Consider the following 25,827-nt stretch of genomic DNA (forward strand, 5'->3'; position numbering starts at 1 on the left):
GATGCCGCCGCTGAGCGGGTCGCGTCAGTCTTTGAGAGAGACGCCACCGAACCCGCAGAACCCGCTGACGACGAGGTCGACACGGTCGTGTTCGATTTCACGGCGCGGGCGTTCGTCTTCGGCGCCCCCGAAGATTGGAATCACGTCGATTTGCACGTTCCACCCTCGCGGGACGGTTATCTCGGCACCGCCGAACAGCGACGTGACGTTGATTCGGGCGGTGTCTTCGAGTTCCACCACGTCTCGAAGGTCGAGTTCGACGGCACCGAACAGCGCAGTGATAGCACCGCCGGTGAACCGGTTCGAGGTCACGCGTGCGTTCCGTCCGCCGAAGATAGCGACGAGGTCGACACGGTCACCGGTGACGGGTTCGACCGACGACCGAACGCGTCCGAGGACGACCGAGAGGCCGAGGATGACGATGAGAACCGGCCACAGCGACAGCACCTGCGACCCCGTCACCAGGTCGAGAGCGACGGCTTGCCACGCCCCGGCGACGGCGATGAGGACGAGCGGGCCGCCGACGTTTCGGAACCCACTGGCGACGAGTGCGTACAGGCCGACGAGTACGAACAGCGACGGGATGTACCGGAACAGGCCGCTCGTGTCGTAGAGGCCGGTGCTGTTCGCGAGCAGTACGAGGCCGACGACGACGATTGCGCCCCCGACGGCTACCTGATTCGAGATGCGTCTGTATGCCATGCTAGAGATACGTCTCAAGAGAGGATAACCAGCGATTCTGATTCTCAGATTTCTGTGGCGTCTGTCTCAGGCAGACGAAATCCCGATTGGTGTGGGTTCAGAGGAACGCGAGTGCCGCTTCGATGCCGACGACGGTCACGATGAGGCGGCCGGCCGACCCGACGAACGTCGCCGCGGCGAACTTGAGGTAGTCGTCTTCGAGGACGGCGAACGCGTAGATGGACAGCGTGTCGGGGAACCCGGGGACGCAGAGCGCGGCGGCGAGGCCGGCGTAGCCCCATTTCTGGGCGATTTCGATAGCCCGCCGCTCGGTCCATCCCATCACGTCCACGGGGAGACGGTCGAGCGCCCGTTCGACGACTCCGGACTCTTTCGTCTCGTGGCCGATGTAGAAGGCGAAGACGCTTCCGGCGGATTTTCCGGCACCGCTGACGACGATGATGACGGCCAGTTTTGCGGTCTCTGAGAGGCCGAGATTGAGTGGGGCAAGGAGGACGATTTCACTCACTCCCGGGAGGGCGAACGCGATGAGGAACGAGTAGGCGAAGATAATCGCCAACCCGAACCACCCGGTAGCCGTCTCGACGAGTGTCGAGAGCCACGAGAAATCGGGATAGATTCCGAGGGCGAGGTCAGAAAGCGACACGAGCGCGGGGAGGGTCACACCAGTCTCTCGAAACCAATGGAATGTAAGCCTTCAGGTTTCGGTAGCGAACTTATGGCTAGCAGAACTGTCGTCGTTCCGTGATTGTCCCGGGAACGAACCGTTTTATTCAGTTTCGCGCCGGGGGGTGCTTCACGCCGTCGAGGTCAACGAGGAACGCCCGCAGCGACTCCCGCGAGACGTGCGGCATACAGACGACGCGGAGTTCCCCACTCGCTGTTCGAGAGATGCGCCACCCGAGGTCACGGAGCGACTCGAACTCGGTATCTGGGAGGTGTGCGGCGACGAGTGGGAGTTCGGGGGCAACGGCGTCGTAGCCGCGAGCGACGAGTTCGTCGTACAACCATTCGGCGTTCGCCTGCTGACGTTCGTACTCCTCGCGGTAACCATCGGGCCACAGTTCGCGCATCGCGGCGGCGGCAGAGGCGACGCCCGCCCCACTTCGCGTGCCGGTGAGCGTCGCCTGCGACGTCGATTCGAGATACGGCGTATCGACTGCGAGTGCGTCCAGAAGTTCCGTGTCTCGGAACAACAGACCACCGGCCGGGACGACGGCCTGCCCGAACTTGTGGGGGTCGATGGTCATCGAGTCGATGGGGGCGTGGGCGAACGACCACTCGTGGTCCGTAAACGGGAGGACGAACCCACCCCACGCGGCGTCGACGTGCATCGTCGCGCCGGCGTCGTGGGCGACGTCCGTCAGTGCTGGAATCGGGTCGACACGCCCGAATTCGGTCGTCCCGGCGACGCCGGCGACGAGAATCGTGTGGTCGTCGATGGCCGCAGAGACGGCGTCGACGTTCGCCCGGTAGTCGGCGTCGACGGGGACGGTCCGTAACTCGACGCCGAGCACGTCGGCGGCCTTCTGGAAACTGAAGTGGACGCTCTCGGGGGCGACGACGTTCGGGTCGTCGTCGCGGGCGTGGTTGCGGGCGGCACGAATCGCCTGAATGTTGGCTTCGGTCCCGCCGCTGGCGACGTAGCCATGTGGCGACGAGAGGCCGGTGATATCACCCAACAACGCGAGCGCGTCGTCTTCGAGCGCGGCGACCGTTTGGTAGGTCGCCGGGTCGCCGGGATTGGCCGCGAGGAATCGTTCTGCGGCCTCACGGGCGGCCGGGTGTGGTTCGGTACACATCGAAGAGAGGACGCGGTCGAACGCCTGCGGTGCCGCACGCTGCATGCCTCCCGTAACGGAACGGTCAGTATATCGGTTCCGCTCCATAGCGACGCCGTCTCCCAGACGACGACGACGCTCGTCGCAGGCTACGGATTACGGTCACCCGAGGACGAACGACGAGAGAAACAGCGTCGCGTTGTAGAGTCCGTGGACGACGATGGGGACGGCGAGATTCTCGGTTCGCTCGTAGATGTAGCCGAATACCGACCCGACGATGAACAGTGCTGCGAGCGGGACGAGAATCACGAGGCCACCGCCGACGAAGTTGAACGCGTGGAGCGACGCGAAGATGGCGCTGGCGAGGGCGATAGCGCCGACGGGGCCGAACGTCTTCCGTAAGCGCCCCTGAACGGCACCTCGGAAGAGCACCTCTTCGGCGGGTGCGATGACGAAGATAGACAGGAGCGCGAGGACGACGAGAAGCACCGGGTCGACGCCTGCCGCCTCGCCGACGACGGACTGGACCGGACTCAGGTCGACGACAGTCGATGCGGCGACGAGGAGTGCGACGGCGGCGAAACTCCCTACGAGGCCGATTGCGGCCCACCTGACGTCGCGTCGGGTCGGGACGCGAAGCGACACGCCACCGAGGAGGGCGATGGAGACGAGGACGCCGACGAGGGCGAAGGCGAGTTGCGACGGTATCAGTGCGACGACGAGGAACGTCGACCCGGAGGGGTCGAGTGCGACGTTCCCCAGTAGAAGCGGCACGAAGACGGCTATCGTGAGGACGACACCGAGCACGATAGCGGCGGCGACGATAGCGAGCACGACGACGATGGCGCGGAGTCGGTCGGTGACGTTCGGCGGCGTGGCGGAGGGGGAATCGACGGCGGTGGACATAGTGAGGGACCTCTCACCGTGAAGATACGAGACGTGTGGAGAAAAAGACAGGTGCAAGAGTGGCTATCGCGGGCGAAAACGGGGAAGACGAGGTTTGGTGACCGATTGCCGTCTCGTCAGCGGACCGAGTCGAGCAGGAGTCGCTGTTCGACGCGTTTGACCTCGTGTTGGACGTCGCGGACGGCGTCGATGTTGGCCGAGATGGAGCTCACTCCCTTGTCGACGAGGAACTGGACCATCTTGGGTTTGGACCCGGCCTGTCCACAGATGCTCGTCTTCACGCCGACGTCGCGGCACGTCTCGATGGTGTCGCCGATGAGTTTGAGCACGGCCGGGTGGAGTTCGTCGTAGAGGTTCGCGACGTGCTCGTTGTTGCGGTCCACCGCGAGCGTGTACTGCGTCAGGTCGTTCGTCCCGAAGGAGGCGAAGTCGATGCCCACGTCGGCCATCTCTCGGATAGACAGCGCGGCGGCAGGCGTCTCTATCATGACGCCCCACTCGCGTTTGTCGGGGTCGATTCCCGCTTCTATCATGTGTTCTTTGGCGCGGACGACGTCCTCGGCGTCGTTGACGAGGGGGAACATGACTTCGACGTTGTCGTACCCCATGTCGAACAGGCGGCGGAACGCCTGCAGTTCGAGGCGGAAGATGTTCGGGTTGTCGAGGCCACGGCGGATGCCGCGGTAGCCGAGCATCGGGTTGTGTTCGCGCGGTTCGTTCTCGCCGCCTTCGAGTTGGCGGAACTCGTCGGTCGGTGCGTCGAGCGTGCGGACGCGGACCGGACGCGGGTAGAACTCCTCTGCGACTTCGCGGACGCCGGTGACGATTTCGTCGACGTAGGCGCGCTCTCCGTTCTGTTCGATGTAACGCTCCGGCGTCTTGCCGAGCGTCAGCACCATGTGTTCGATACGGAGGAGGCCGACGCCGTCTGCGCCCGTCGCGGCGGCGCGTTCGGCCGCCTCGGGGATGGAGACGTTGACCTTGACTTCAGTCGCCGTCATCGGTTTGACGGGCGTCTTGGGGCGCGCTTCCTCGACGGGTTGGCGCTGTTCTTCTTCGGGCATCTCGCCCTCGCGAATCGTCCCTTTGTCGCCGTCGATAGTGACGATGTCACCGTCGGCGATAGTCGAGGTGGCGTCGCCCGTGCCGACGACTGCCGGGACGCCGAGTTCGCGCGAGACGATAGCCGCGTGCGAGGTCATGCCACCTTCGTCGGTGACGATGCCGGCGGCGCGCTTCATCGCGGGCACCATGTCGGGCATGGTCATCTCGGTGACGATGATGTCGCCTTCGGCGACTTGGTCGAGGTGGTCGAGTTTCGTCACGATACGAGCACGACCCGACGCGATACCAGGACTCGCGCCGAGGCCACGCATGATGACGTCGTCGCCGGCGTTCGTCGACTTCCCATCGTCGCTCGCGGCGTCTTCGTCGCCCTCGGAGATGGTCGTAATCGGGCGGGACTGGAGCATGTACACCTCGCCGTCGTAGACGGCCCACTCCACGTCCTGTGGGTTTCCGTAGTGGTCTTCGACCAGTTCACCGAGTTCGAGGAGGCGGGCGATTTCCTCGTTGGTGAGGACGCGTTCGTGGCGCTTGTCGCTCGAAACCTCTCTGTTGACGGTCTGTCCCGTCTCTTCGTCGCGGACGCACATCGTCTTCTTGTCCGCGATGGTCGCCGTCTCGACGTCGCCGTTCTCGCGGTTGACGACGTAGTTGTCGGGCGAGACGGTGCCGGAGACGACTGCCTCACCGAGTCCCCACGCCGCCTCGATGATGACCTTCTTTTCACCGGTCGAGGGGTGACACGTGAACATCACGCCCGACTTCTCGGAGTCGACCATCTGCTGGACGACCACCGCGATATCGACTTTGTCGTGGGGGAAGCCCTTCCGGTTGCGGTAGTAGATAGCGCGCTCGGAGAACAGCGAGGCCCAGCAGGCCTTGACGTTCTCTAGGAGTTCTTCTTCCTGCACGTTGAGGAACGTCTCTTGCTGTCCTGCGAACGAGGCGTCCGGGAGGTCCTCTGCCGTCGCAGAGGAGCGAACGGCGACGAACGCGTCACCATCACCGATGCTTCGGTAGGCGTCCAGAATCTCTTCGCGGACGTCCTCGGGCATCGGAGTGCCCATGATGAGGTCGTGTGCCGTCTCGTGTGCTTCCTTCAGTGCCGCAGAGTCCTCGTGGTCGACCTCGACCGCAGAAAAGAGTTCGTCGTCGATTCCCGCATCCTCGATGAAGGCTCGGTACGTGCCCGCCGTCACGACGAACCCCGGTGGGACGGGAAGCCCCGCACCGGTGAGTTCGCCCAGCGACGCGCCTTTGCCGCCGACCAGTTCCAGGTCGTCGGCCCGTACGTCGTCCAGCCAGACTACAGCCATGTGGTATTCGTATGGTCCGGGAGGGCGATAAAGAAGTTTGCGACCGGGACATGCGTGAATAAAAACTCACTCACACCCGAGTATGAAATTGTTGCACGATTCGGAACACGGATTTCGTCAGTCGCCACGGCGCTCCCGTCCGTGATTCTCACAGAGTATCTCGCCGGTGTCGGGGTCGAGGTAGAATGGCTCGCCCGCCACGACTGCCGCGCCACAGACCGCACACCCGTCGTCGTGTCGGAGGAAGTACTTCCCTTCGGACCGTCCCGTCTCCAGTCGCTCGGCGGCGACGGCGACGCGAGTCAGTCCCTCGCCAATCTGGGTCCGCTCTGCGCTGTCGGCCTCCTCGAAGCGAATCGGTTGCATACGGGAACGTGGTGCGCCGCCGACATAGCAGTGTGTGACGAGTCGCCGGCGAGGGGTGCGACCAGCGAGGGGTTCATAGTCGCTCGACACTTGGAATCTAGCGTGCTCCCGGAGTGGGTCTTTCTGCTCCCCTCGTGGCTGGTAATCGGCCTCGTGGTGGGCGCAGTCGCCTCCGTCGTCGTCGCCGGCGTGTTCGTCGTCGGTGGCCGCATCTTCCCGGACCAACCGGTCTCACGCGGCCCGCGCGTAGACGGTGCTGTGCGACGACGCCTCGAAATCCGCGAGTATCTCACCAGTATCGGAGAGCAGTTCGTCGAAGACCGGTCGGTGTACGACGAGACGGTGGCGTTCTACCTCCCCGAGCGACGCGTCGCCATCACGTTCGACGCGCAGGCCTTCTTCCGCCTCGAACGCACGGGCGTGTTCCCCATCCTCTGTGAACACGAGATGCCGGGGAACCAACTGGGCCGTCGCCTCCCCTTCGACGTTCCCGATATTGAACCCGAACTGGCCGACGTCGACGACCCAATTTCGGAGGCGTTCGACAGACTCGGACTCCCGTCCGACGCGACGAGCGACGCGGTTCGAGACGCCTACCGCTCGCAGGTGAAGGAGGCCCACCCGGACCACGGCGGCGACAGAGAACGGTTCCGCAGGTTGCGCGAGGCGTACACGATGGCGTGGGAACACGCCGACGAGTGAGGAGTCTACGGTTCGGTCACTTCGAACAGGACACCCGCATCACGCAGGGCGTCGGTCACGCGTCCGGCGGCGTCGGTGCTGGCGACGACGACAGCGTCTAATCCGCGGGCGGCGGCATCGGCGGCGACTTCGCCCGGTGAGAACCACGTTTCGAGGGTGACGTCCGCACGGCGACAGGCGACGACTGCTTCGACGCCGCTGGCGAGGACGATATCCGCGTCGGCACAGGCGTCCGCCAGTGCCGAGATGTCCACCTCGCCACTGCCGCCGAGTCGTGCGGGCGGAATCTGGAGGACGCGAACCGACCCCGGTTCCATCTCGATGACGCCTTCGAATCCGGTGACGCTCGCGTCTTCCCCTGCCTCGGCATCAGTCGTCGAGACGCCGATTGCCGGCCCCTCGTCGCCAGGTGTCGCGTGGAGGAGTCCGTCGCGGAGCGAGAGCGTCACCGTCTCACCGGCCGAGACGTCGTCGGTGACGATAGCGGCGTCTTCGTTGACGCTCTCGAGGACGTCGTCGGTGACGTGTTCGGCGAATCGCTGGAGTGCGCGGGCCTCCTGAAAGAGCCAATCGACGCCTTCCTTGGTCACGCGGTAGCGAGAGCGCCCTTCTTTTTCGACCAGGTCGTCGTCGACGAGTTCACGGATGTATTCCGAGACTGCCTGACTCGTCACGCCGACTGCCTCGGCAATCTCGCCTTGGCTCACCGCGGGTTGGCGGTCCGCAATCTCCGCGAGGATACGAAATCGGGTGGCCGTTCGCTTGTCCTCCAGTGCGCCGCTCATACTACTGGTGTGGGAGGCGTCGTGTAAAAAGGCCTCCACTCGAACGCTGTCGAGTCCGTGTCGACGACCGGTGCTGATTTGTCGCCGCCGGCCGACCTTTCTCCCGTGTTTCGCGCCGCCGTCCGTGACCGTGCCGTCTACCTCCCCGACGCAGATGCAGTCGTCCTCTCGGACCTGCACGTCGGGCGCGCAGACGCGTCTGCGGTGGACTATCCGCTCGGCGAACAGACGGGTCTCACCGAGCGACTCGCGGCGCTCTGTGCGGAGTTCGACCCGCGTGAAGTGGTCTTCGCTGGGGACGTGCTCCATCGGTTCGACCGAGTCTCGGACCGCCACGTCGCGGCCCTCGAAGCGCTCGCGGACGAGTGCGTCGCTGCCGGTGCCGACCCGGTGTTCGTCGCTGGCAACCACGATACGATGCTCGCGGAGGTGTGGTCGGGCGACGTGTACGACGAGTACCGCCTCGCCGACGAGACGCTCGTCGCCCACGGCCACCGCGAACCGGACGGCGAGAGCCATCGCTACGTCGTCGGCCACGACCACCCGACGGTCACCATCGAGGGGCGTCGTCGGCCGTGTTTTCTCTACGGCCCCGACGCCTACCGCGGGGGCGACGTGCTGATGCTCCCGTCGTTCACCCGTCTCGCACCGGGCGTCGAAATCAATCGGATGCGTGGGTCGGACTTCGACTCGCCGCTCGTGGCCGAGGCGAGCGTCTTCCGGCCACTCGTGCGCGACGACGACGCCGGCGAGACGCTCACCTTCCCGCCGCTGGGGGACCTTCGTCGCCTGCTCTGAGTTAAACCTACGCGTGGAGAAGCCAGCATTCCCACCCACCGAGAAGCGTTGACTGTGGCTATGCTGACGAAGAGAGTACAATTAGCTGTCATGCCCTCCATTAAAGCCCGAATTCGGGCGAACCGATTCCTCAGTTTTCTGGTCTTGACCTACGTCCTCACGTGGGTGTGGTGGATACCGGCGACACTGCTCGTCAGGTCGGGTGACCCGCCCTCGTACACCTCGTTGCTCGTCCTCACGGGTGGGTTCGGACCGTTCCTCGCGGCCATCGTCCTCGCAACGGCCACGGGTGACATCCGGTCGTGGGGTCGGCAGTTGGTGAGCGTCCGCGCGTCACCACTCGTCTGGGTCGCCGCCGTCGCCGTTCCAGTCGTCCTGTTCGGTGCCACACTCGTGTTCACAGTCGCGCTCGGTTGGACGTTCGACGATGCGGCCCTCGGACCAGCAGGGGTGCTCGGCGCACTCCTCTTATCGTCGTTCATCCGTGGCGGCCTCGAAGAACCCGGATGGCGCGGATACGGGCTTCCGGTCCTCCAGCGACGCCTCGGGGCCTTTCGCGCGTCGCTCGTCATCGGCGTCGTGTGGGCGGCGTGGCACATCCCCCTGTTCGTCATGCCCGGGAGTTCGCAGTCGGGAACGTCGTTCGTGTTCTACCTGCTCGCTGTCCTCGCAATCAGCGTCATCACGACGTGGCTCTACAACGAGTCCGGTGGGCGCGTCCTCCTCCCCATCGTGTTCCATACGACGTGGAACGGTGTCTCGGTCTATCTGTCGAGAGGTGTCGTCGGCGACGGCGCCCTCCCGTCTGAAGCGGCGCTCGCCGCCGCAGCGTGGCTATTCGCAGGGATACTCGTCTACCGGTACGGTTCGGAACGGCTGTCGTCCCGCCCGCTGGCGACGGGTGGCCTCTCGTTCGAGGAGGGTCGCTCCCGGGTGGACGCCGATGCCAGTGGTGGGGTCACGCATTCGAACGACTGAGTGCCCTGTCGTCTCGTCCGGCCAGTCACGCCGAGAGGTCTGTTCGGACGGCCTCGGCGGCCTCTCGGCCGCTCCGCATCGCACCCTGAATCGACGACCACGCGGTGTAGTCGCCGGCGAGGTAGGCCCGTCCCGGGACGTCGCGGTGGCCCGGTAGCGAGTCGTGGATGCCCGGCGGTTGGGCGAACTGGGCGAACGAGACGGACTCCGTATCGAGCAGTTCGAGGTCCTCGAAGTACCGCTCTGGATACCACGCTTCGAGGGTTCGGTTCGTCTTCTCGAAGAGGTCGTCTGCCGATTCGTCCTGTGCGGCGTCGCCGAGGAACGTCGCACTCAGGAGTTCGTTCCCCGCTGGTGCGTACTCCGGCGCGACAGTCGAGAGTGGAACGACCGTGTTGGGGTCGGGATTGGCCGCGTTGAGCATGATGCGCTTTCCTTCGCCGAGCGCGCTCTCGCTCGGGAGCGTGTAGTACTGTGTGACACACCCGTGTGCGTCGGTCGGAATCGACTCGACGCCCGTCAGTCGCCGCGCTTCTTTCGGGTCGGTGGCGACGACGACGGCATCGGCCTCGACGGAGTCGGTGGACGTGGTGACGACTGCGCCGCCGGCGTCGCTCTGGAGGGCTTCGACGCGTTTTCCGAGTCGAAACGTCGCTCCCTCCTCGCGGGCGCTGGCAGCGAGTTGCTCGGGAATCGCCTGCATGCCGGCGGCCGGAACCGCCGTCTGCCCCGCGGAGAGCATCTTGAACGTGTACTCGAAGACGCGCTTCGACGACGACAGCGTCCTGTCGAGTGTGATACCGCCGTAGAACGGCGCGACGAAGTGGTCGATGTAGTCCTCCGAGAAGCCCCAGTCCCGGAGGTACGACTTGATGCTCTGGTCGGGTGAGGCGAATATCTCGGCTTCGTCGCGCGTCCCCACGTCCTGTCTGAGCGCCAGCGTCCGGACTTTGTCCGTCGTCGTCACCTCCGGGTTGCGCACCGACTCGAACAGATTCCGAACGTCGCGAAGCGGGTCCGAGAGGACCGACCGGCGACTCGGCCGGCAGATAGTGGCCCCGGGGGTGAACGCCCGCAGGTCGAGGGCCTCCAGGTCGAGTTCGCGCCGAACCGCGGGATAGCCCGTGAACAGTACCTGAAAGCCACGGTCTACCGTGAACCCGTCTTTCGTTCTGGTTCGGACTCGCCCGCCGACGTCGTCTCGTCGCTCGATGACGGTCACGTCGGCCCCGGCGGCGGCGAGGTGTCGCGCGGCGACGAGTCCAGCGAGACCCGCGCCGACGACGACGATGTGTCTGTCGTCCATACACGGTCTCTCGGACGGGTGACACAAAGCCCCTGCGGGTGTTGCCATCGCCCGACGAGAAGGGCTTAGTTCCTCCCCCCATTAGGGCCGCGTATGCAGACGTCCGACACGTTCTCAGGGCTGGTGTGTACGGCGACCGGTGACGAGTACGACGCCGACGTAACCGGTCTCAGCGACGCCGACGCACCGCTGGACCCGACGTACGACCTCGACGCCGTCGAGTGGGACGCCGAGACGCTCTCGGAGCGACCCTTCGATACGATGTGGCGCTACCGCGAACTGCTTCCCTTCTCCGACCCGGTGACGGCCAACGAAGGTGCGACGCCGCTCGTCGACGCCCCGGCACTCGGTGACGAGGCGGGAGTCGGGTCACTGCGCATCAAAGACGAGGGCCGGAACCCAACCGGCACGTTCCTCGACAGGGGCCTCTCGCTGGCCGTGACGGCGGCACGAGAGGCCGACGCAGAAGTCGTCGCACACGCCTCTGCCGGCAACAGTGCGCAGTCTGCGGCCTCCTATGCGGGCCTCGTCGACGTGCGTTCCTACGGCTTCGTCCCGTCGCGGACGCCGTTTCCCAACAAGGCGATGGTGAACGTCCACGGCGGGCAGATGAAAGTCATCGGTGGACGCTATCCGGCGGCGCTGTCGGCGCTTCACGAGAAACTCAAGAGCGACTGGTACACGCTCCAGGAGTTCGACAACCCGTACCGCCACGAGGGGGCGAAAACCGTCGCCTACGAGATTGCCGAGCGACTCGACTGGACCGTTCCCGACTGGGTGGTCGTCCCCGTCGCGACTGGTGAACTCCTCTACGGCGTCTTCAAAGGGTTCCGCGACCTGTCGGAACTCGGCCTCGTCGACGACGTGCCGCGACTCGTCGCCGCGCAATCGGTCGGGTGTGCCCCGATTACGACTGCGTGGGAGGCCGGCAACGACGCCGTCGAGGCGTGGAACCACCCCGACACTATCGTCGGCGAACTGGAGATTCCGGACCCTGCTGGCGGGGCACTCGCACTGCAGGCACTCGACGCGTCGAACGGCCTCGCCGTCTCCGTCGACGACGACGACGCCCTCGAATCGGCGGTGACGGCCGCACAGACTGCCGGCGTCGAAGTGGGTGTCGCTGGCGGTGTCGCACTCGCGGCGGCGTGGGAACTCACAGACGAGTTCGACGAGGACGACGATGTCGTCGTCGTCAACACCGAGTCCGGGACGAAGAACGCCGACATCCTCCGCAGTCACCTGATGGGACAGGGAATCTAACCGAAACCGCGTCGCGGTTGGTCCGCGTTGTAGTTCACGTCTCGAAGCGTGTTTTCCACCCGCAGGATATTTAGTTTAGACACGTCTAATTCGTTCTATGTTGAGCGACGTGATGGAGGATTACCTGAAGGCAATCTACACGCTTCAGATGGAACACGGCCCTCCAGTCTCTACCTCCAATATCGCCGAGTATCTCGGGAAGACGCCGCCGACGGTGACGAGTATGGTCGGCAAACTCGAAGAGCGCGGCCTGATAGACCGAGAGAAGTACAAGGGCGTCGAGTTGACCACGGAAGGCGAGACTGTCGCGCTCGAAGTGCTGCGACACCACCGCCTGCTGGAGGCGTACCTGACCGAGCACCTCGACTACTCGTGGAGCGAAGTCCACGAAGAGGCGGACGCGCTCGAACATCACATCAGCGAGGAGTTCGAACGCCGCGTCGCCGCCGCGCTGGGGAATCCAGAAGTCGACCCACACGGCGACCCGATTCCGAGTGCCGACCTCACGCCGCCGAAGTCGGACGGGTTGACTACGCTCTCGGACCACGACGTCGGTGAGACGCTCGTCGTCTGTCGCGTCAGTGACCGTGACCCAGAGGAACTCGAATATCTCTCCGAGGCGGGTGTGACGCCGGGGACGACCATCGAGATAACCGACGTCGCGCCGTTCGGGATGGTGACGGTTCGCGTCGCAGAGACGGACCGAGAACAGAGCCTCCCCGAGTCCGTCGCGAAGACGATTCGCGTCCGCGCTCCCGAAGCGGAGTGTGAAGACGAGGGCGTCTCCACGCGATGACCGGCTGGACCGAAATTCTCGTCGTCGCACTCGTCGCCCAGTTAGCGGTGTTGCCCGGCGAGAAGGCCCAGTTCATCATCGCCGGTCTCTCGACGCGCTTCGACCCGAAAGTCGTCGTCGCGGCGGCGGTGTCAGCGTTCGCCATCTGGACGGCGCTGGAAATCGCGCTCGGTCAGGCGCTGAAGAACGCGTTGCCACCGGTCCTACTCGACGCGTTTACCGCCGTCCTGTTCGCCCTCTTCGCCGTGTTACTCTACCGTTCGACGCCAGCGAAGCGCGAGCGCGGCGTTGCCACCGACGGCGGGTTCACCGATGTCGACTCGACACCGACCATCTTCGGCCGGGAACTCTCCAACCACGGGTTCGGTGGGTTCTTCCCCATCTTCGCGATGATGGCCGCCGGTGAGTTCGGAGACAAGACGCAACTGGTGACTATCGGCCTCGCCGTCCAGTACGGTGCACATCCCGCGATATGGGCCGGCGAGATGCTCGCCATCATCCCGGTGAGCATCGCCAACGCGTACTTCTTCTACCGCTTTTCCGACCGGTTCGACACCCGAAAGGCGTATCTCGGGGCCGCCGCACTGTTCGGCTTCTTCGCCATCGACACGACCATCGCTATCTTCACTGGGTTCTCCATGTGGGAGACGTTCGTCGGTGGCGCCGCCGACGCGATTCTCACGCTCGTCTAATCGGCCGCCGTCGTAGCGAGGGTGTCGTCACCGGTTCCGCGTCATTTTTCACGGGAACGAGCCAAGAGACGCTGATGCCTACCGCGCTCCCGACCCTCGCCGCCGGGTTGGTCTTCGGCCTCGCCCTCGCCGCGCCGCCGGGACCGATGAACGCCGTCATCGCCGAAGAGAGCGTCGTCCGTGGGTGGTCGTCCGGTGTTCGTGCTGGCCTCGGAGCGATGAGTGCCGACGCCCTGTTCTTCGTCCTCGCGGCGCTCGGACTCGTGGCGTTCGTCGAACGATTCCCGACGATTCGGGCCGTGATGGTCGGTGCCGGCGGCCTCCTCATGCTCTATTTCGCCTACGGTGCCGCCAGAGAGACGAGTTCGACGTTCCGTGAGGCGGCCGACCCGGACGCCGACAGCGCCGGGTTCACGAAGGCGTTCGTCCTCGCGCTGACGAACCCGTACCAGATTCTGTTCTGGCTCACCATCGGCGTCGGCCTCCTCGAAACCGGAACCGTCGACGTGCTCTCCCATACGCCGTACCTCGGCGACTCACTCACGAACCTGCTCGTCGTCCAGACGGGGAGTCCCGCACTCATCCTCGGCTTCTTCGGCGGCATCGCCATCTGGGTGACCGGGTTCCCCGCAGCACTCGTCGCGGCCGAAAAACGGGTCGAGTCGTTCGCCCCGGTGGTCGCCGCGCTCAGTGCCGTCGTCCTCGGTGGGTTCGGCGTCATGTTCCTGTGGGATGCCGTCCGCACGCTCGTCTGAGGCGCTGACGCCCGTCCCTCGCGTTCTATTCTCGCCCGTCGACTGACGTCTGTCCTGTCGGACCCCAGACGAGAAACACTATCAACCATCGTGGCCGATGCGTGTGTATGTTCGACAAATCGACGTGGATTAAGTTGCCGCGAAACGTCCTCGTCGGCCACGGCGTCCTCGACCAACTCGCCGACGCAGTCGCAGAGCTCTATCTCTCTGGCGAACCGCTCTTGGTCACGAGTCCCTCGCCCGAGCGTATCGCAGGCGAGCGAGTACGCGCGCAGTTCGACGGTATCTCGTCCGTCTCGCTGGACCGTGCGAGTTTCGAGTCGGTCGAACGCGTCGTCGAAATCGGCCGCGAGATGGACGCCGGCTATCTCATCGCCCTCGGTGGCGGCAAGCCCATCGACGTGGCGAAGATGGCCGCCGACAGTCTCGAATGTGGGTTCGTGTCGGTTCCGACGGCGGCGAGTCACGACGGTATCGTCTCTGGTCGGTCCTCGATTCCCGAAGGCGACACCCGCCACTCGGTTGCCGCAGACCCGCCGCTGGCAGTCGTCGCCGACACGGAACTGTTGGCCGAAGCGCCGTGGGAACTCACCACCGCAGGCTGTGCAGACATCATCTCGAACTACACGGCAGTGAAAGACTGGCAACTCGCCCACCGCCTCCAGAACGTCGAGTACTCCGAATACGCTGGTGCGCTGGCGCAGATGACCGCCGAACTGCTCGTCGAGAGTGCAGGCTCCATCAAACCCGGCCTCGAAGAATCCGCGTGGATTGTGACGAAGGCCCTCGTCTCCTCGGGTGTCGCGATGTCTATCGCCGGTTCGTCGCGTCCCGCGTCGGGTGCAGAACACCTCTTTTCGCACCAACTCGACCGCCTCGCACCGGGACGGGCACTGCACGGCCATCAGGTCGGCGTCGGGGCAATCATGACCGAGTACTTCCACAGCGGCGAGAAAGGCGACTGGCAGAACATCCGCAACGCCCTCTCGACGATGGGCGCGCCGACGACGGCCGACGAACTCGGCATCGACGACGAGACGATTATCGAGGCACTCACGACGGCACACACGATTCGTGACCGCTACACGATTCTCGGAAACGGCGTGAGCGAAGACGCTGCTATCGAGGCGGCGACGATTACGGGCGTCATCTAAGCCCGCCTTTTTCGAGGGAAAACGCAGCGAGACTCGACTTTCGGCCTCGTTCGTGGGACAGAGCAGTTACGTCTCACACCTTCGCGGTGTCCGTGGCGGTTCCACGGCTTTGTCGGAGTTATGTTCGATGACAGTTTGTCGAGGGCGTGCTGAATAGAGGGCGCGTATCGGTCAGGTGACGTTCCCGGCCTCAGTGTTACGTACAGAGGGAGCTGGTAACGACCTCGGATACCGTATTAGCGAGCCCACTGTTTGGGACAAGATGCACCTGATACCGATTCTCGGGCCGAGAGATACTGCGTCCGGGCCGGTGGCACGACGAGAATGGTAGTTGACCAGTGGCAAACATTTACAGTTGGACGTCGACGGTAGATGCGATGGCTACCGAGGCGACGTTCACAGTTCCGTCAGACCAATTTCCCTTGGGGACTGTGTTCAACCAACTGCCGAACGTGACGGTCGAACTGGAGCGAATTGTCCCCGCGCGGGACGTGGTGATTCCCTACTTCTGGGTACGGGGAACCGAAGTCAACGACATCGAGGGCGCATTCACCGAGCACCCGGGCGTGAAGGATATTCGTCTCGTTGACTCTGTTGAAGACGAGTACCTGTTACGCGTCGAGTGGTCGGTGGAGTACGCCGACGTGCTCACTATATTGGCAGAGACAGATGTGCCGCTCATCGAGGCCATCGGCACAAACCAGCAGTGGACGTTCGAGATACGCGGCGACCAACAAAGCGACATCGCAGACTTTCAACGACGCTGTCGAGAACTGGACATCCCTGTCACGTTGACGGCGTTGAACGCGCTCACACGGGTTGAGACGGCAACAGAAGACACTCTCACTGACACCCAGCAAGAGGCGTTGATACTCGCCTACGAGCGTGGCTACTTCGAGTCTCCGCGGAAGATTACGATGGCAGAACTCGGCGAGGAACTCGGTATCTCACAGCAGGCAGTCGCCTCCCGCCTCCGACGCGGAATCAAGCACGTCCTCGGGAGGGCTCATAACCTATGACCCAGAGCGACAGTTCGTAGAACCAACTGAGCTACTCGACCAGATGCAGCCAACTCTGTCTACGATTCTCGGTGCCGATCCCTCACTTGACGCACCAATGGAACTACATGACTAAATCGGAAGGCGGGGGGACAGTTTATCGATGCAGTGACGGCCATTATTACGGTGATGTGGACGTGTGGAACCACCTCGAATCGGGAGCGTGGACGCCCTGTTGCTGGAACTCGAACTCTATGAAGGAGTGGGTGGAGACACAACAGGAAGAATTGCTTGTTCTCGTCCCAATCAACCACAGTTCCCTGCCCGAACAGGTGCGAATCAAGCACACTTCTGCCGGTACTAGCGTGTTTCGAGATAATTCCACGATTTGTGTGAAGTGACACATACACCCTCTCTATTCAGCACGCTATTTCTGACACAGTTCGAAGATTTCGATGGTTCCGTCCCCCAACTCGTCCCGAACCCGAAGATGGAATAGGGCCGCCGCATACATATCTGACATGGCAACTGCGAGCGCGGGCAACCCGCTGAAAGAACATCCTGCGGCGGCGACTGTCATCCTCTCGGCCATCGGATACGGTCTCGTCATCGGGACGTTCACCGGATTGGTTCCCGCCAACGTCTTCCCACGGTTGTCGCTCGAACAAGTGAACCGACTCTCGGACGCTATCGCACTGGTGAACACGATAAACGTCTTCGTCATCGCGGCAGGGTGGCGCTGGATTCGGCGCGACGAGGTTCGAAAGCACAAAGCGGCGATGATTACGGCCTTCGGACTCATCATCCTCTTCCTCGTCATGTACCTCACGAAGATTGGGGGCGGTGGGACCAAGGAGTTCGTCGGGCCAGCGTACGTCTACTACCCGTACCTCGCGATGTTGGCGATTCACATCATCCTCTCTATCGTCTCGGTGCCGGTGGTTCTCTACGCGCTCATCCTCGGCATCTCGCACTCCGAGCACGAACTGCGCACCGAGACGCCGCACAAAAAAATCGGCCGCTTCGCCGCCGCAGCGTGGTTACTCTCGCTCGTCCTCGGCGTCGTAACCTACTTGCTCCTCAATCAGGTCTACGGATGGGAGTACGAGGTGTCGTCGGTGGCAGCGCTCGCCGCACCACTCGTCGGTCTCTGACGGCGACCAGTCTCGACTACGCTCCCACGACTGTTTTTCTCACCTGCGTTCTCGAACTAGACTTCGACCACCTGTGTCCTCAACCCGTTCGCTTCGAATGGCGGGCGTGAAAGACGTGGATTTTTATCGCATCACGTAGTGGCCGCGAATATGCGCGTCGCACTCGTCTCGATGTACACACCACACCACGAAGAGACGGGCGCGACGATACGAACGCGGCGAACCGCAGAACTCCTCTCCGAACGCGGGAACGACGTCGTCGTCCTCTGTGCCAAGTGGTGGGGTGGCGAATCTATCGAGTTCGAACAGAACGACGTGACCTACCACCGGGTCACCGACTCACCGGCGGCGGGCCGGTTCGCCTCTCGCGTGCCGTTCGTCCTCCGTGAAGTCGACCCGGACGTGATTCAGGTCGCGAGTTTTCCGCCGTCGCACGTGACGGCGGCCAAGACGGCCGCGCGGTTCCTCAGAGTCCCCGTCGTCGCTGACTGGTGGTCACGTGACGAACGCGGCGGGTCGCGGGCCTATCGACGCGCGGCGAAGTCGCCTCACGCAGTCTTGACGCCCTCGGAGATGGTTCGGACAGACGTCCGCGAACTCGGCGCGTCGGTGAATTCGACCCACGTCGTCCCCGAACCCATCGACATGGACATCGTCCGGGACGCGCCCATCGAGAAACGTGCCGACGTCGTCTACGCACGAGAACTCGACGAACACGCCAACGTCGAGAGCTTCCTCCTCGCCCTCGCAGAACTCCGCGACAAAGAGTGGGACGCCGTCGTCGTCGGCGACGGCCCCGAACGGTCGAACGCAGAACAGACCGCACGTGACCTCCGAATCGACGACAGAGTCGAGTTCGCCGGCGAACTCTCGGCCAAGGAGGCGGTTCCGATTCTGAAAGGCGCGCACGTCTTCGCCCAGACGGCGACTGTCGAACCCTTCGCGACGAACCTCTTGTGGGCACTCGCCTGCGGATGTGTGAGCATCGTCGAGTACCAAGCCCGCTCTGCGGCCCACGAACTCGTCGAAGGCCGGCGACGCGGGTCGCTGGTCACGAGTCCGCAGGAACTCGCGGACGAAATCGTCGCCGCACGTGGGTTCGACCACCAGACAGTCGACGAGGCGTTCGCCGACTACGATTACGACCACGTCGTCGACCAGTTCGAGTCGGTGTACGAAGCGGAGATTGCCGACTACGGCTTCTTCTGACGCGACGACAGTCCTGCGTCCGTCGCCCTGATTTCACGCGCACAGTCGCTTCACTGGTGGACGCACCGCCCACTGGTGGACGCACCGCTCCAGTTCGCACCGAGGTGGAGAACGAGTGCTGCCGCTCACGAACGCGAGAACGGGGGAATGCGGGGGAGATTACTCGTTTATCTCGTAATCGCCGCCGTATTTCATGAAGAAGTACGCGAGGCCGAGCGTCGCAATCATCGCGAACGTCGTCGCGACGCCGAGCGCCTTCGCACTGCCCGGAACCTGCGGGACACTCGAGCCGCCGCCGCCACCACCGGTTTCGACGACTGGGACGTCGCCGCCGACGGCGACTGCCCCGAGCATGCCGAGCGCCTGGTGGGGCGCGCAGTAGTACTTCGAGATGCCTGCGTCGGCCTCTTCGAAGGTGTACTCGTAGGTGGTGCCCGCTTCAGCGACGGGCGCACCGGAGTCGAGACTCGCAGGGCCTTCTTCCATCTTCACGTTGTGGCCGCCGCCTTCGCCGGTCCACTCCCACGTCACGGTCGTTCCGGGGTCGACCCAGACACCAGCGGGGGCGAACGCGAGGGCACCGCCGTTCCCCTCTGCGCCCACCTCGATGGTGACTTCGCTCTGTCCACGAAGGTCTTCGTACCCTCCGTCGACGCCGTCGAGGTAGCCACCGAAGTCTGGTTCTTGCGTCTGCGCCGCGGCCGTGCCGGAGGTGGCGGCGACCGCAGCGCCACCAGCGGCCGCCCCGAGGAACGCCCGCCGAGACATATCCACGTTGCCGTCGGTCATGTCCGCCGCTTGGTGTGGGCCTGTAGTGAATACTTTGGTTCTCGTTCGAGAGACGATTTCGAATTGCCCTCAATTTGACGGGGGCGAGCCGTTATAGTTCGGCCGCCTCAGAGCGTGTAGTCGAAATCGCCGGTTTCGCTTGTCAAGAATGCGGTCAGAAGGTCGATGTACGCGGTCACGTCGTCGCCGTGGACGCTCTCGGTCACGGTGTGGAGGTAGCGCGTCGGCATCGAGATTGCGCCGACGGGTTTGGCACCGTAGGTGTTCTGGAACCCGCCAGTGTCCGTGCCGCCCGCGGGGAGCAGTTCCATCTGGTAGGCGATGTCGTTCTCCTCGGCGACGTCGCGCAGGCGACGGTGGACTTTCGGGTTGGCGATGGCACTGGAGTCTTTCAGTTTGATGCCCGCACCTTCGCCGAGTTGGGTCACGTAGTCGGCCGGTTCGAACCCGGGCACGTCGTTGGCGACGGTGGTGTCGAGGCCGAGTGCGAGGTCGGGGTCGAGGTCGACGCCGAGTGCCTGTGCACCGCGGAGGCCGACTTCCTCCTGAACGGTCGCTGCGAAGTGGATGGTGACCTGCGGGTTCTCGATGCGACGCGCCGCTTCGAGCATCGCAAAGAGACAGACGCGGTCGTCGATGGCCTTCCCCGTGACGTGGTCGCCCATCTTGACGGTGGTCTGTTCCATCGTCACGAGGTCACCGACGGAAACCTCCGCTTCGACGGTCTCTGCGGGCAGGCCGAGGTCGACGTAGACGTCTTCGACCTTCGGCTCTTTCTTCTTCTGTTCTTCAGTGAGCGTGTGCGGTGGGACAGAGCCGATGACGCCGGTGAAATCGCTGTCCTCTGCGTGGACGGTGACTCGCTGGGCCTTCAGGACGCGCGGGTCCCACCCGCCGAGTGCGTCGAGTTGGAGGAACCCGTCGTCGTTGATGTGACGGACCATGAAGCCAATCTCGTCCATGTGTGCGGCGACGGCGACTTCGTAATCTCCCTCTCCCTCGATGGTGCCGACGACGTTGCCCATGGCGTCGACGCTGACGCGGTCAGTCGTCGCTTCGAGGTCCTCACGTACGAGCGCGCGAATCCGGTCTTCGTACCCGGGGACGCCGCTGGTCTCTGTGAGTTGCTTGAGACGGTCGAAGTCGAAATCGAAGTCCATAGTCATGCATGAATTGCCGTCGTAGATAAGTCCACCAGTCCTGGACGAGACGGCCGTCTCCAGCGATTCGTCGGGGACTGCACGGTACCGACCGAGAAAAAGAACTGCCCACGTGTTGTTGGTTGTTCCGGAATATTTTTCCACCTCACTACGAACGTACAGAGTATGTCCGACGTAGAATCTCAACTCCGAGACCAGTTTATGGATGCGTTCGCGAACGCGAGTTTCCCCGTCAAGAACCAGATGTCGCTCGTTCCCGCGCTTCCGAACGGCCCCGGCACGAAGTTCGAAGCAGACGGCGTCACCATCACGGCGATGGAACTCGCCGCAAAGCTCGGAAAGCACCAGGACTTCCCGTACGAAGACGCCGAGAGCCTCGTCGACGACATCATGGCGGGCCTCAAAGAAGAAGGGATGATCTGAGCGCGGTACGACGTACACTCCTCGATACCACGTTTTCGAACCGCCGAGCGGCAGCACCGACCACTCGACGGTTCACCCCACGTCTCTCGGACTTCTGACACCCAAACCGATTTCTCGCCACCGAACCAACACTTGTGGTATGCGTACCTACGACATCGAGCGCTACCTGCACATCAGGAGCGCCTACGGTGCTTCCTTCGCCCCTGATGGTGGCCGCCTCTCGTTTCTCATGGATACGACCGGCGTTCCACAGGTCTGGACCGTCGACGGCCCCGGTAACTGGCCGGAACAACGCACCTTCTACGACGAGCGCGTCACGTTCGCGTCGTGGTCACCCGAGAACCCAGAGTTCGTCTTCGGGATGGACAAAGGCGGCAACGAGCGCGAACAACTGTTCCGCCTCGAACCCGACACGGGCGTCGTCGAGAACCTGACCGAACACCCCGACGCGAAACACCGCTGGGGTGGGTGGAGTCACGATGGGAGTCGCTTCGCCTTCACGTCGAACCGTCGGGACAACGCCGTCTTCGACGTGTACGTCCAGTCTCGCGACGGCGTCGGAAACGACGCCACGCTCGTCCACGAGGGAGAGGGGTGGTTGACTATCGGCGGGTGGTCCCCTGACGACTCGAAACTCATCGTCGAAGAGGCGTACTCGAACTTCGACCAGGACGTCTACGTCCTCGACCTGATAACGAACGAGTTGCGCCACATCACGCCACACGAGGGAACCGTCAGATTCCAGAGCGCCTCGTGGGGGCCCGACGGCGAGAACATCTACATGGTGTCCGACCGAGACAGCGACACGCTCGAACTCGTCCGATACGACCTCGAAACCGACGAGTTCACGCTCGTCGAATCCGGCGGCGACTACGAGATAGAGGGCGTCAACATCGACCACGAGTCGCGCCGACTGGTCTACGCTCGAAACGTCGACGGCTACACCGAACTCACCTTCGGCGAACTCCGTTCCCCCGACGAGATAGAGACGTTCCCCGAACCGGACCTTCCGAAGGGCGTCGCCGGCGGTGTCTCGTTCTCACCGGATGGCGCTCGCGCGGCGCTCACGGTGACCGCCAGTGCAGATACCGCCAACGTCTACGTCGTCGAGTTGACTACCGGCGACGCCGAGCGCTGGACGCTCGCCGCGACGGCGGGCATCCCTCGGGACACGTTCGTCGCGCCGGAACTCGTCCGCTATCCGACGTTCGACGGCCGAGACATCCCGGCGTTCTTCACGCTCCCCGAGGAGTCACCCGAGGGCGAGACGCCGGTCATCGTGGACATCCACGGCGGCCCCGAATCACAGCGCAGACCGTCGTTCTCGGCGGTGAAACAGTACTTCCTCTCTCGCGGGTACGCCTACTTCGAACCGAACGTCCGCGGGTCTGCTGGCTACGGGAAGGCCTACGGCCACCTCGACGACGTCGAAAAGCGGATGGACTCCGTCGCCGACATCGAGGCGGCCGTGGAGTGGTTACACGACCATCCGGCAGTGGACCCCGACAAAATCGTCGCGATGGGCGGTTCCTACGGTGGGTTCATGGTACTCGCGTCGATGACGGAGTATCCCGACCTCTGGGCCGCCGGTATCGACATCGTCGGCATCGCCAACTTCGTCACGTTCCTCGAAAACACCGGCGAGTGGCGGCGCGAACTCCGGGAGGCGGAGTACGGGTCGCTCGAAGACGACCGGGAGTTCCTCGAATCCATCTCGCCGCTCAACAACGTCGAGAAGATTCGCGCACCGCTTTTCGTCCTCCACGGCGAGAACGACCCGCGCGTCCCCGTGAGCGAGGCCCACCAACTGGTCGAGGAGGCACGGGAACACGCCCACGTCCGTGAACTCATCTTCGACGACGAGGGTCACGGGTTTTCCAAACTGGAGAACCGTATCGACGCCTACACGCAGATTGCCGAGTTCCTCGACGAATACGTCGGCACGGCCCACGTCGAATAGCCGACACGGCGACGACGTCTCGGGCGGCAACCTTCCTCATCTTCCGTTAGAGTCAAAGCGCGGGATGCCGAACCTCTGTCTATGAGCGCGGACTCTGAACAACGAACTATCCGGTGTCTCATCGCGAAGGTGGGACTCGACGGCCACGACCGTGGCGCACACGTAATCTCTCGCGCCTTCCGCGACGCGGGATTCGAAGTCATCTACTCCGGACTCCACCGAGCACCCGACGAAATCATTCAGGCCACCGTCCAAGAGGACGTGGACGTGCTCGGCATCTCCATCCTCTCGGGTGCACACAACACACTCGTTCCGAAGGTGATGGCCGGCCTCGAAGAGTACGGCGCACTCGACGACACACTCGTCATCGTCGGTGGCATCATCCCCGAAGAGGACCGCCCCAAACTCCTCGACGAGGGCGTCGACGCCATCTTCGGGCCGGGCACGCCGATGCAGGAGACTATCGACTTCGTGAAGGAAAACGCGCCCGAGCGTAACTGACGATGGGTCGGGCGGTCGAATCCGACCTCGTCGACAGATTGCTCGACGGCGAGCACCGAGCACTCGCGCGCGTCATCACGAAAATCGAATCACAGTCACCCGGCTACCGAGACATCGTCTCCGAGATTCACGCCCACACGGGCCACGCCTCCGTCGTCGGTATCACCGGCAGTCCCGGTGCCGGCAAATCGACGCTCGTGGACAAACTCGCCAAACATTACCGCGACCAGGGCGAGACTGTCGGCGTCATCGCCGTCGACCCATCGTCGCCGTACACCGGCGGTGCGGTCCTCGGCGACCGGATTCGCATGGCGTCGAACGTCGGCGACATGGACGTGTTCTTCCGGTCGATGAGCGCCCGCGGCCAACTCGGCGGCCTCTCGACGGCCACGGCGGACGCCGTGAAAGCCCTCGACGCCTTCGGCAAGGACCGCATCATCATCGAGACAGTCGGTGCCGGGCAGAACGAAGTCGACGTGGTGAAGACGGCAGATACCGTCGTCGTCCTCGTCCAACCCGGCAGCGGCGACGACGTGCAGATGCTCAAAGCCGGCATCCTCGAAATCGGTGACCTCTTCGTCGTAAACAAGGCGGACATGGAGGGCGCATCCCGAACCGTCGCCGAATTACAGGAGATGATTCACCTCCGTGACGACGACCCGACGAAGGGACTGAACATGGGTCACCACGGCGGCGACGCGATGGCCGAGACGCACGGCCACGGCGAGTCAGACACGCACGGTGCGGGCGACGCGACGGCGGGCGACGCCGACGAGGCGGACGTCACCCCGTTCTGGACGCCGCAGGTGCTCGAAACTGTCGCGACGACTGGCGAGGGAATCGAGACGCTCGTCGAGACGCTCTCGGACCACTACAGCTACCTCACCGAGTCGGGTGAACTCGACGAGAAAGCCAAACAACGCGCTGGCGAGGAGATTCGGCAACTACTCCGAAGCGACGTGAACCGACTCCTCGAACGCGAACTGGACCGCCGCGGCGGCGTCGAACAGTTCGCACGGGCCGTCGTCGACAAGGAGACGGACCCCTACGCGGTCACCGAAGACGTTCTCGAACCGCTTCGGGAGTGTCTCGAAGACCGAGACGACTGAGAGAACCACGGTTCTCGGTCACCGACCCTATTCCGGCGGGGAATTAAGGTCTCTGCGAACTATCTCACTGACATGAACCTCCGACGAGCGATTGGTCTCGCTGCGGCCGGTATCGGTCTCACTGCCGCCGCCAACGCCACCCTCTCGAACCGTGCCGGCCCGCTCGAACCGCCACTCTCTGGAACATCGCAGACCTACCGCTGGCGCGGGATGGACGTGTCGTACGTCGAGGCGGGCGACGAAGACGCGCCGACGCTCGTCTTCCTCCACGGCATCAACGCCGCCGGGTCGTCGGGCGAGTTCCGCGAGGTGTTCTCCGAACTCGCAGAAGACTACCACGTCGTCGCCCCGGACCTCCCCGGGTTCGGCCTCTCGGACCGCCCGCCACTGTACTACTCGCCGGCGCTCTACGAGGACTTCGTCGGGGACTTCCTCGCGGAGTACGACGACCCGGCAGTCGTCGCGTCGTCGCTCACCGCCGCCTACACCGTCGCCGCCGCCGCCCGCGACGACGTGTCGGTGTCCCGGTTCGTCCTCGTCTGCCCCACCGAACGCGGCGGTCCGGAACCCAACGAGTGGCTTCGAGAACTCGTTCGCGCGCCGGTGGTCGGTGAGGCACTCTTCAACCTGATTGCCTCGCGCCCCTCTATCCGCTACTTCAACGACGACCACGGCTACTACGACCCGTCGAAGGCAGGCGACGACTGGGAGGACTACGAGTGGCGGACGGCCCACCAGGAGAACGCACGGTTCGCGCCGGCGTCGTTCATCTCCGGCTATCTCAACTCGGATATCGACCTCGGCGAGTCGCTGGCGGCCCTCGACGTCCCGACGACGCTCGTGTGGGGTCGCGAGAGCGACATCACCCCGCTGAAAGACGGCCGAGAACTCGCCGAGAGGGCCGACTGCACGCTCGTCGTCTTCGACGATGCGATGCTCCTCCCGCACGTCGAGTACCCGAACGCCTTCGTCGAGACGGTTCGAGACGCGCTCGTCTGACCATGCTCGACGGGACGTTGGACGTCGTCTCGCTCTTTCTCTACGGAGCGATTGCGTTGCTCGCGGCGGGATTCTGGGTGTGGGTCCTCGGGTCGTACGTCTACGGATGGACCTCGCCGGGCGAAGTCGTCGACAGAAGCGAGAAGTGACCGCCTGAGGG

27 protein-coding genes are annotated in these 25,827 nt (G+C 63.9%); 17 read left to right on the forward strand and 10 right to left on the reverse strand.

Annotation, left to right across the window (positions count from 1 at the left end):
• Nucleotides 1-24 precede the first annotated feature (24 nt).
• From ACK3R5_RS03660 to ACK3R5_RS03685, 6 genes are all read right to left on the reverse strand, one after another.
• Nucleotides 25-702 (reverse strand): LiaF transmembrane domain-containing protein, encoded by a 678-nt coding sequence (locus tag ACK3R5_RS03660; protein ID WP_411968101.1) that lies wholly within the window; start codon nucleotides 700-702, stop codon nucleotides 25-27.
• 97 nt (nucleotides 703-799) lie between these two features.
• Entirely contained in the window at nucleotides 800-1,366 is a 567-nt protein-coding gene (locus ACK3R5_RS03665) for a YqaA family protein (RefSeq protein ID WP_411965699.1), read from the reverse strand.
• A gap of 109 nt (nucleotides 1,367-1,475) precedes the next feature.
• Nucleotides 1,476-2,549: a tyrosine decarboxylase MfnA gene (gene mfnA, locus ACK3R5_RS03670; RefSeq protein WP_411968102.1), complete on the reverse strand. Its 1,074-nt coding sequence runs from the start codon at nucleotides 2,547-2,549 to the stop codon at nucleotides 1,476-1,478.
• 96 nt (nucleotides 2,550-2,645) lie between these two features.
• Nucleotides 2,646-3,389: a lysostaphin resistance A-like protein gene (locus ACK3R5_RS03675; RefSeq protein WP_411965701.1), complete on the reverse strand. Its 744-nt coding sequence runs from the start codon at nucleotides 3,387-3,389 to the stop codon at nucleotides 2,646-2,648.
• Nucleotides 3,390-3,505: 116 nt separating this feature from the next.
• On the reverse strand, nucleotides 3,506-5,770 hold the full coding sequence (gene ppsA, locus ACK3R5_RS03680; protein WP_411968103.1) for a phosphoenolpyruvate synthase: 2,265 nt from the start codon (nucleotides 5,768-5,770) through the stop codon (nucleotides 3,506-3,508).
• Between the two features lie 117 nt (nucleotides 5,771-5,887).
• Entirely contained in the window at nucleotides 5,888-6,136 is a 249-nt protein-coding gene (locus tag ACK3R5_RS03685) for a hypothetical protein (RefSeq protein WP_411965703.1), read from the reverse strand.
• Nucleotides 6,137-6,238: 102 nt separating this feature from the next.
• Here ACK3R5_RS03685 and ACK3R5_RS03690 point away from each other — a divergent pair, with 102 nt between their 5' ends.
• Entirely contained in the window at nucleotides 6,239-6,838 is a 600-nt protein-coding gene (locus ACK3R5_RS03690; protein WP_411968104.1) for a J domain-containing protein, read from the forward strand.
• Between the two features lie 5 nt (nucleotides 6,839-6,843).
• On the opposite strand, the gene ACK3R5_RS03695 is transcribed toward ACK3R5_RS03690, so the two are convergent.
• Entirely contained in the window at nucleotides 6,844-7,623 is a 780-nt protein-coding gene (locus tag ACK3R5_RS03695; RefSeq protein ID WP_411968105.1) for a MarR family transcriptional regulator, read from the reverse strand.
• Between the two features lie 105 nt (nucleotides 7,624-7,728).
• On the opposite strand from ACK3R5_RS03695, the gene ACK3R5_RS03700 reads away from it, so the two are divergent.
• A complete protein-coding gene (locus tag ACK3R5_RS03700; protein WP_411965706.1) occupies nucleotides 7,729-8,421 on the forward strand; it encodes a metallophosphoesterase in 693 nt (230 codons plus the stop codon).
• Nucleotides 8,422-8,511: 90 nt separating this feature from the next.
• The gene (locus ACK3R5_RS03705; protein ID WP_411968106.1) at nucleotides 8,512-9,399 is read left to right on the forward strand and encodes a CPBP family intramembrane glutamic endopeptidase; all 888 of its coding nucleotides are present in this window, start codon (nucleotides 8,512-8,514) and stop codon (nucleotides 9,397-9,399) included.
• Between the two features lie 25 nt (nucleotides 9,400-9,424).
• Here the strand turns inward: ACK3R5_RS03705 and ACK3R5_RS03710 are convergent, their stop codons facing one another.
• A complete protein-coding gene (locus ACK3R5_RS03710) occupies nucleotides 9,425-10,705 on the reverse strand; it encodes an NAD(P)/FAD-dependent oxidoreductase (RefSeq protein ID WP_411968107.1) in 1,281 nt (426 codons plus the stop codon).
• A gap of 93 nt (nucleotides 10,706-10,798) precedes the next feature.
• Here ACK3R5_RS03710 and ACK3R5_RS03715 point away from each other — a divergent pair, with 93 nt between their 5' ends.
• The 8 genes from ACK3R5_RS03715 (at nucleotide 10,799) to ACK3R5_RS03750 (ending at nucleotide 18,726) form a co-directional block, all read left to right on the forward strand.
• The gene (locus ACK3R5_RS03715) at nucleotides 10,799-11,968 is read left to right on the forward strand and encodes a threonine synthase (protein WP_411968108.1); all 1,170 of its coding nucleotides are present in this window, start codon (nucleotides 10,799-10,801) and stop codon (nucleotides 11,966-11,968) included.
• Between the two features lie 97 nt (nucleotides 11,969-12,065).
• Nucleotides 12,066-12,764, forward strand: coding sequence for a metal-dependent transcriptional regulator (locus ACK3R5_RS03720; RefSeq protein ID WP_411965710.1), 699 nt, complete (start codon nucleotides 12,066-12,068; stop codon nucleotides 12,762-12,764).
• The gene (locus ACK3R5_RS03725; protein WP_411968109.1) at nucleotides 12,761-13,456 is read left to right on the forward strand and encodes a TMEM165/GDT1 family protein; all 696 of its coding nucleotides are present in this window, start codon (nucleotides 12,761-12,763) and stop codon (nucleotides 13,454-13,456) included. The genes ACK3R5_RS03720 and ACK3R5_RS03725 overlap by 4 nt, the downstream gene beginning before the upstream one ends.
• Nucleotides 13,457-13,530: 74 nt before the next feature.
• The gene (locus ACK3R5_RS03730) at nucleotides 13,531-14,211 is read left to right on the forward strand and encodes a LysE family translocator (protein WP_411968110.1); all 681 of its coding nucleotides are present in this window, start codon (nucleotides 13,531-13,533) and stop codon (nucleotides 14,209-14,211) included.
• Nucleotides 14,212-14,318: 107 nt separating this feature from the next.
• Nucleotides 14,319-15,365 (forward strand): NAD(P)-dependent glycerol-1-phosphate dehydrogenase, encoded by a 1,047-nt coding sequence (locus tag ACK3R5_RS03735; RefSeq protein ID WP_411968111.1) that lies wholly within the window; start codon nucleotides 14,319-14,321, stop codon nucleotides 15,363-15,365.
• Nucleotides 15,366-15,742: 377 nt separating this feature from the next.
• Nucleotides 15,743-16,384, forward strand: a complete 642-nt coding sequence (locus tag ACK3R5_RS03740; RefSeq protein ID WP_411968112.1) for a helix-turn-helix domain-containing protein — start codon at nucleotides 15,743-15,745, stop codon at nucleotides 16,382-16,384.
• A gap of 500 nt (nucleotides 16,385-16,884) precedes the next feature.
• Complete coding sequence (locus ACK3R5_RS03745; RefSeq protein ID WP_411965715.1) at nucleotides 16,885-17,517, forward strand: DUF420 domain-containing protein; 633 nt, start codon at nucleotides 16,885-16,887, stop codon at nucleotides 17,515-17,517.
• Between the two features lie 150 nt (nucleotides 17,518-17,667).
• Nucleotides 17,668-18,726, forward strand: a complete 1,059-nt coding sequence (locus ACK3R5_RS03750) for a glycosyltransferase family 4 protein (protein WP_411968113.1) — start codon at nucleotides 17,668-17,670, stop codon at nucleotides 18,724-18,726.
• Nucleotides 18,727-18,885: 159 nt separating this feature from the next.
• Here the strand turns inward: ACK3R5_RS03750 and ACK3R5_RS03755 are convergent, their stop codons facing one another.
• Together ACK3R5_RS03755 and ACK3R5_RS03760 are read right to left on the reverse strand one after the other, a co-directional pair.
• Nucleotides 18,886-19,515 carry a halocyanin domain-containing protein gene (locus tag ACK3R5_RS03755; protein ID WP_411965717.1) on the reverse strand — a complete coding sequence of 210 codons (630 nt, stop codon included), beginning with the start codon at nucleotides 19,513-19,515 and terminating at the stop codon, nucleotides 18,886-18,888.
• Between the two features lie 107 nt (nucleotides 19,516-19,622).
• Complete coding sequence (locus tag ACK3R5_RS03760) at nucleotides 19,623-20,681, reverse strand: M42 family metallopeptidase (RefSeq protein WP_411968114.1); 1,059 nt, start codon at nucleotides 20,679-20,681, stop codon at nucleotides 19,623-19,625.
• Between the two features lie 159 nt (nucleotides 20,682-20,840).
• On the opposite strand from ACK3R5_RS03760, the gene ACK3R5_RS03765 reads away from it, so the two are divergent.
• The 6 genes from ACK3R5_RS03765 (at nucleotide 20,841) to ACK3R5_RS03790 (ending at nucleotide 25,816) form a co-directional block, all read left to right on the forward strand.
• Nucleotides 20,841-21,098 (forward strand): MTH865 family protein, encoded by a 258-nt coding sequence (locus tag ACK3R5_RS03765; RefSeq protein ID WP_411965719.1) that lies wholly within the window; start codon nucleotides 20,841-20,843, stop codon nucleotides 21,096-21,098.
• 139 nt (nucleotides 21,099-21,237) lie between these two features.
• Nucleotides 21,238-23,058 carry a S9 family peptidase gene (locus tag ACK3R5_RS03770; protein ID WP_411968115.1) on the forward strand — a complete coding sequence of 607 codons (1,821 nt, stop codon included), beginning with the start codon at nucleotides 21,238-21,240 and terminating at the stop codon, nucleotides 23,056-23,058.
• An 81-nt stretch (nucleotides 23,059-23,139) separates the two neighbouring features.
• Nucleotides 23,140-23,559 carry a cobalamin B12-binding domain-containing protein gene (locus tag ACK3R5_RS03775; protein ID WP_411965721.1) on the forward strand — a complete coding sequence of 140 codons (420 nt, stop codon included), beginning with the start codon at nucleotides 23,140-23,142 and terminating at the stop codon, nucleotides 23,557-23,559.
• Nucleotides 23,560-23,561: 2 nt separating this feature from the next.
• Nucleotides 23,562-24,668: a methylmalonyl Co-A mutase-associated GTPase MeaB gene (gene meaB / locus ACK3R5_RS03780; protein WP_411968116.1), complete on the forward strand. Its 1,107-nt coding sequence runs from the start codon at nucleotides 23,562-23,564 to the stop codon at nucleotides 24,666-24,668.
• 72 nt (nucleotides 24,669-24,740) lie between these two features.
• Entirely contained in the window at nucleotides 24,741-25,667 is a 927-nt protein-coding gene (locus ACK3R5_RS03785; RefSeq protein WP_411968117.1) for an alpha/beta fold hydrolase, read from the forward strand.
• 2 nt (nucleotides 25,668-25,669) lie between these two features.
• Nucleotides 25,670-25,816: a hypothetical protein gene (locus ACK3R5_RS03790; RefSeq protein ID WP_411968118.1), complete on the forward strand. Its 147-nt coding sequence runs from the start codon at nucleotides 25,670-25,672 to the stop codon at nucleotides 25,814-25,816.
• Nucleotides 25,817-25,827: the final 11 nt, after the last annotated feature.

It is taken from the genome of Haloferax sp. YSSS75, from assembly GCF_046764215.1.
Classification (GTDB): domain Archaea; phylum Halobacteriota; class Halobacteria; order Halobacteriales; family Haloferacaceae; genus Haloferax.

What these genes read in the sequence shown, in the direction of transcription:
- ACK3R5_RS03675 (WP_411965701.1), bottom strand. Translation starts at nt 3,389, where the DNA reads ATGTCCACCGCCGTCGATTCCCCCTCCGCCACGCCGCCGAACGTCACC.
- ACK3R5_RS03745 (WP_411965715.1), top strand. Translation starts at nt 16,885, where the DNA reads ATGGCAACTGCGAGCGCGGGCAACCCGCTGAAAGAACATCCTGCGGCG.
- ACK3R5_RS03715 (WP_411968108.1), top strand. Translation starts at nt 10,799, where the DNA reads ATGCAGACGTCCGACACGTTCTCAGGGCTGGTGTGTACGGCGACCGGT.
- ACK3R5_RS03750 (WP_411968113.1), top strand. Translation starts at nt 17,668, where the DNA reads ATGCGCGTCGCACTCGTCTCGATGTACACACCACACCACGAAGAGACG.
- ACK3R5_RS03695 (WP_411968105.1), bottom strand. Translation starts at nt 7,623, where the DNA reads ATGAGCGGCGCACTGGAGGACAAGCGAACGGCCACCCGATTTCGTATC.
- ACK3R5_RS03770 (WP_411968115.1), top strand. Translation starts at nt 21,238, where the DNA reads ATGCGTACCTACGACATCGAGCGCTACCTGCACATCAGGAGCGCCTAC.
- ACK3R5_RS03685 (WP_411965703.1), bottom strand. Translation starts at nt 6,136, where the DNA reads ATGCAACCGATTCGCTTCGAGGAGGCCGACAGCGCAGAGCGGACCCAG.
- ACK3R5_RS03705 (WP_411968106.1), top strand. Translation starts at nt 8,512, where the DNA reads ATGCCCTCCATTAAAGCCCGAATTCGGGCGAACCGATTCCTCAGTTTT.
- ppsA (WP_411968103.1), bottom strand. Translation starts at nt 5,770, where the DNA reads ATGGCTGTAGTCTGGCTGGACGACGTACGGGCCGACGACCTGGAACTG.
- ACK3R5_RS03660 (WP_411968101.1), bottom strand. Translation starts at nt 702, where the DNA reads ATGGCATACAGACGCATCTCGAATCAGGTAGCCGTCGGGGGCGCAATC.
- ACK3R5_RS03720 (WP_411965710.1), top strand. Translation starts at nt 12,066, where the DNA reads ATGTTGAGCGACGTGATGGAGGATTACCTGAAGGCAATCTACACGCTT.
- meaB (WP_411968116.1), top strand. Translation starts at nt 23,562, where the DNA reads ATGGGTCGGGCGGTCGAATCCGACCTCGTCGACAGATTGCTCGACGGC.
- ACK3R5_RS03775 (WP_411965721.1), top strand. Translation starts at nt 23,140, where the DNA reads ATGAGCGCGGACTCTGAACAACGAACTATCCGGTGTCTCATCGCGAAG.
- ACK3R5_RS03760 (WP_411968114.1), bottom strand. Translation starts at nt 20,681, where the DNA reads ATGACTATGGACTTCGATTTCGACTTCGACCGTCTCAAGCAACTCACA.
- ACK3R5_RS03765 (WP_411965719.1), top strand. Translation starts at nt 20,841, where the DNA reads ATGTCCGACGTAGAATCTCAACTCCGAGACCAGTTTATGGATGCGTTC.
- ACK3R5_RS03790 (WP_411968118.1), top strand. Translation starts at nt 25,670, where the DNA reads ATGCTCGACGGGACGTTGGACGTCGTCTCGCTCTTTCTCTACGGAGCG.
- ACK3R5_RS03710 (WP_411968107.1), bottom strand. Translation starts at nt 10,705, where the DNA reads ATGGACGACAGACACATCGTCGTCGTCGGCGCGGGTCTCGCTGGACTC.
- ACK3R5_RS03755 (WP_411965717.1), bottom strand. Translation starts at nt 19,515, where the DNA reads ATGACCGACGGCAACGTGGATATGTCTCGGCGGGCGTTCCTCGGGGCG.
- ACK3R5_RS03730 (WP_411968110.1), top strand. Translation starts at nt 13,531, where the DNA reads ATGCCTACCGCGCTCCCGACCCTCGCCGCCGGGTTGGTCTTCGGCCTC.
- mfnA (WP_411968102.1), bottom strand. Translation starts at nt 2,549, where the DNA reads ATGCAGCGTGCGGCACCGCAGGCGTTCGACCGCGTCCTCTCTTCGATG.
- ACK3R5_RS03735 (WP_411968111.1), top strand. Translation starts at nt 14,319, where the DNA reads ATGTTCGACAAATCGACGTGGATTAAGTTGCCGCGAAACGTCCTCGTC.
- ACK3R5_RS03740 (WP_411968112.1), top strand. Translation starts at nt 15,743, where the DNA reads ATGGCTACCGAGGCGACGTTCACAGTTCCGTCAGACCAATTTCCCTTG.
- ACK3R5_RS03785 (WP_411968117.1), top strand. Translation starts at nt 24,741, where the DNA reads ATGAACCTCCGACGAGCGATTGGTCTCGCTGCGGCCGGTATCGGTCTC.
- ACK3R5_RS03725 (WP_411968109.1), top strand. Translation starts at nt 12,761, where the DNA reads ATGACCGGCTGGACCGAAATTCTCGTCGTCGCACTCGTCGCCCAGTTA.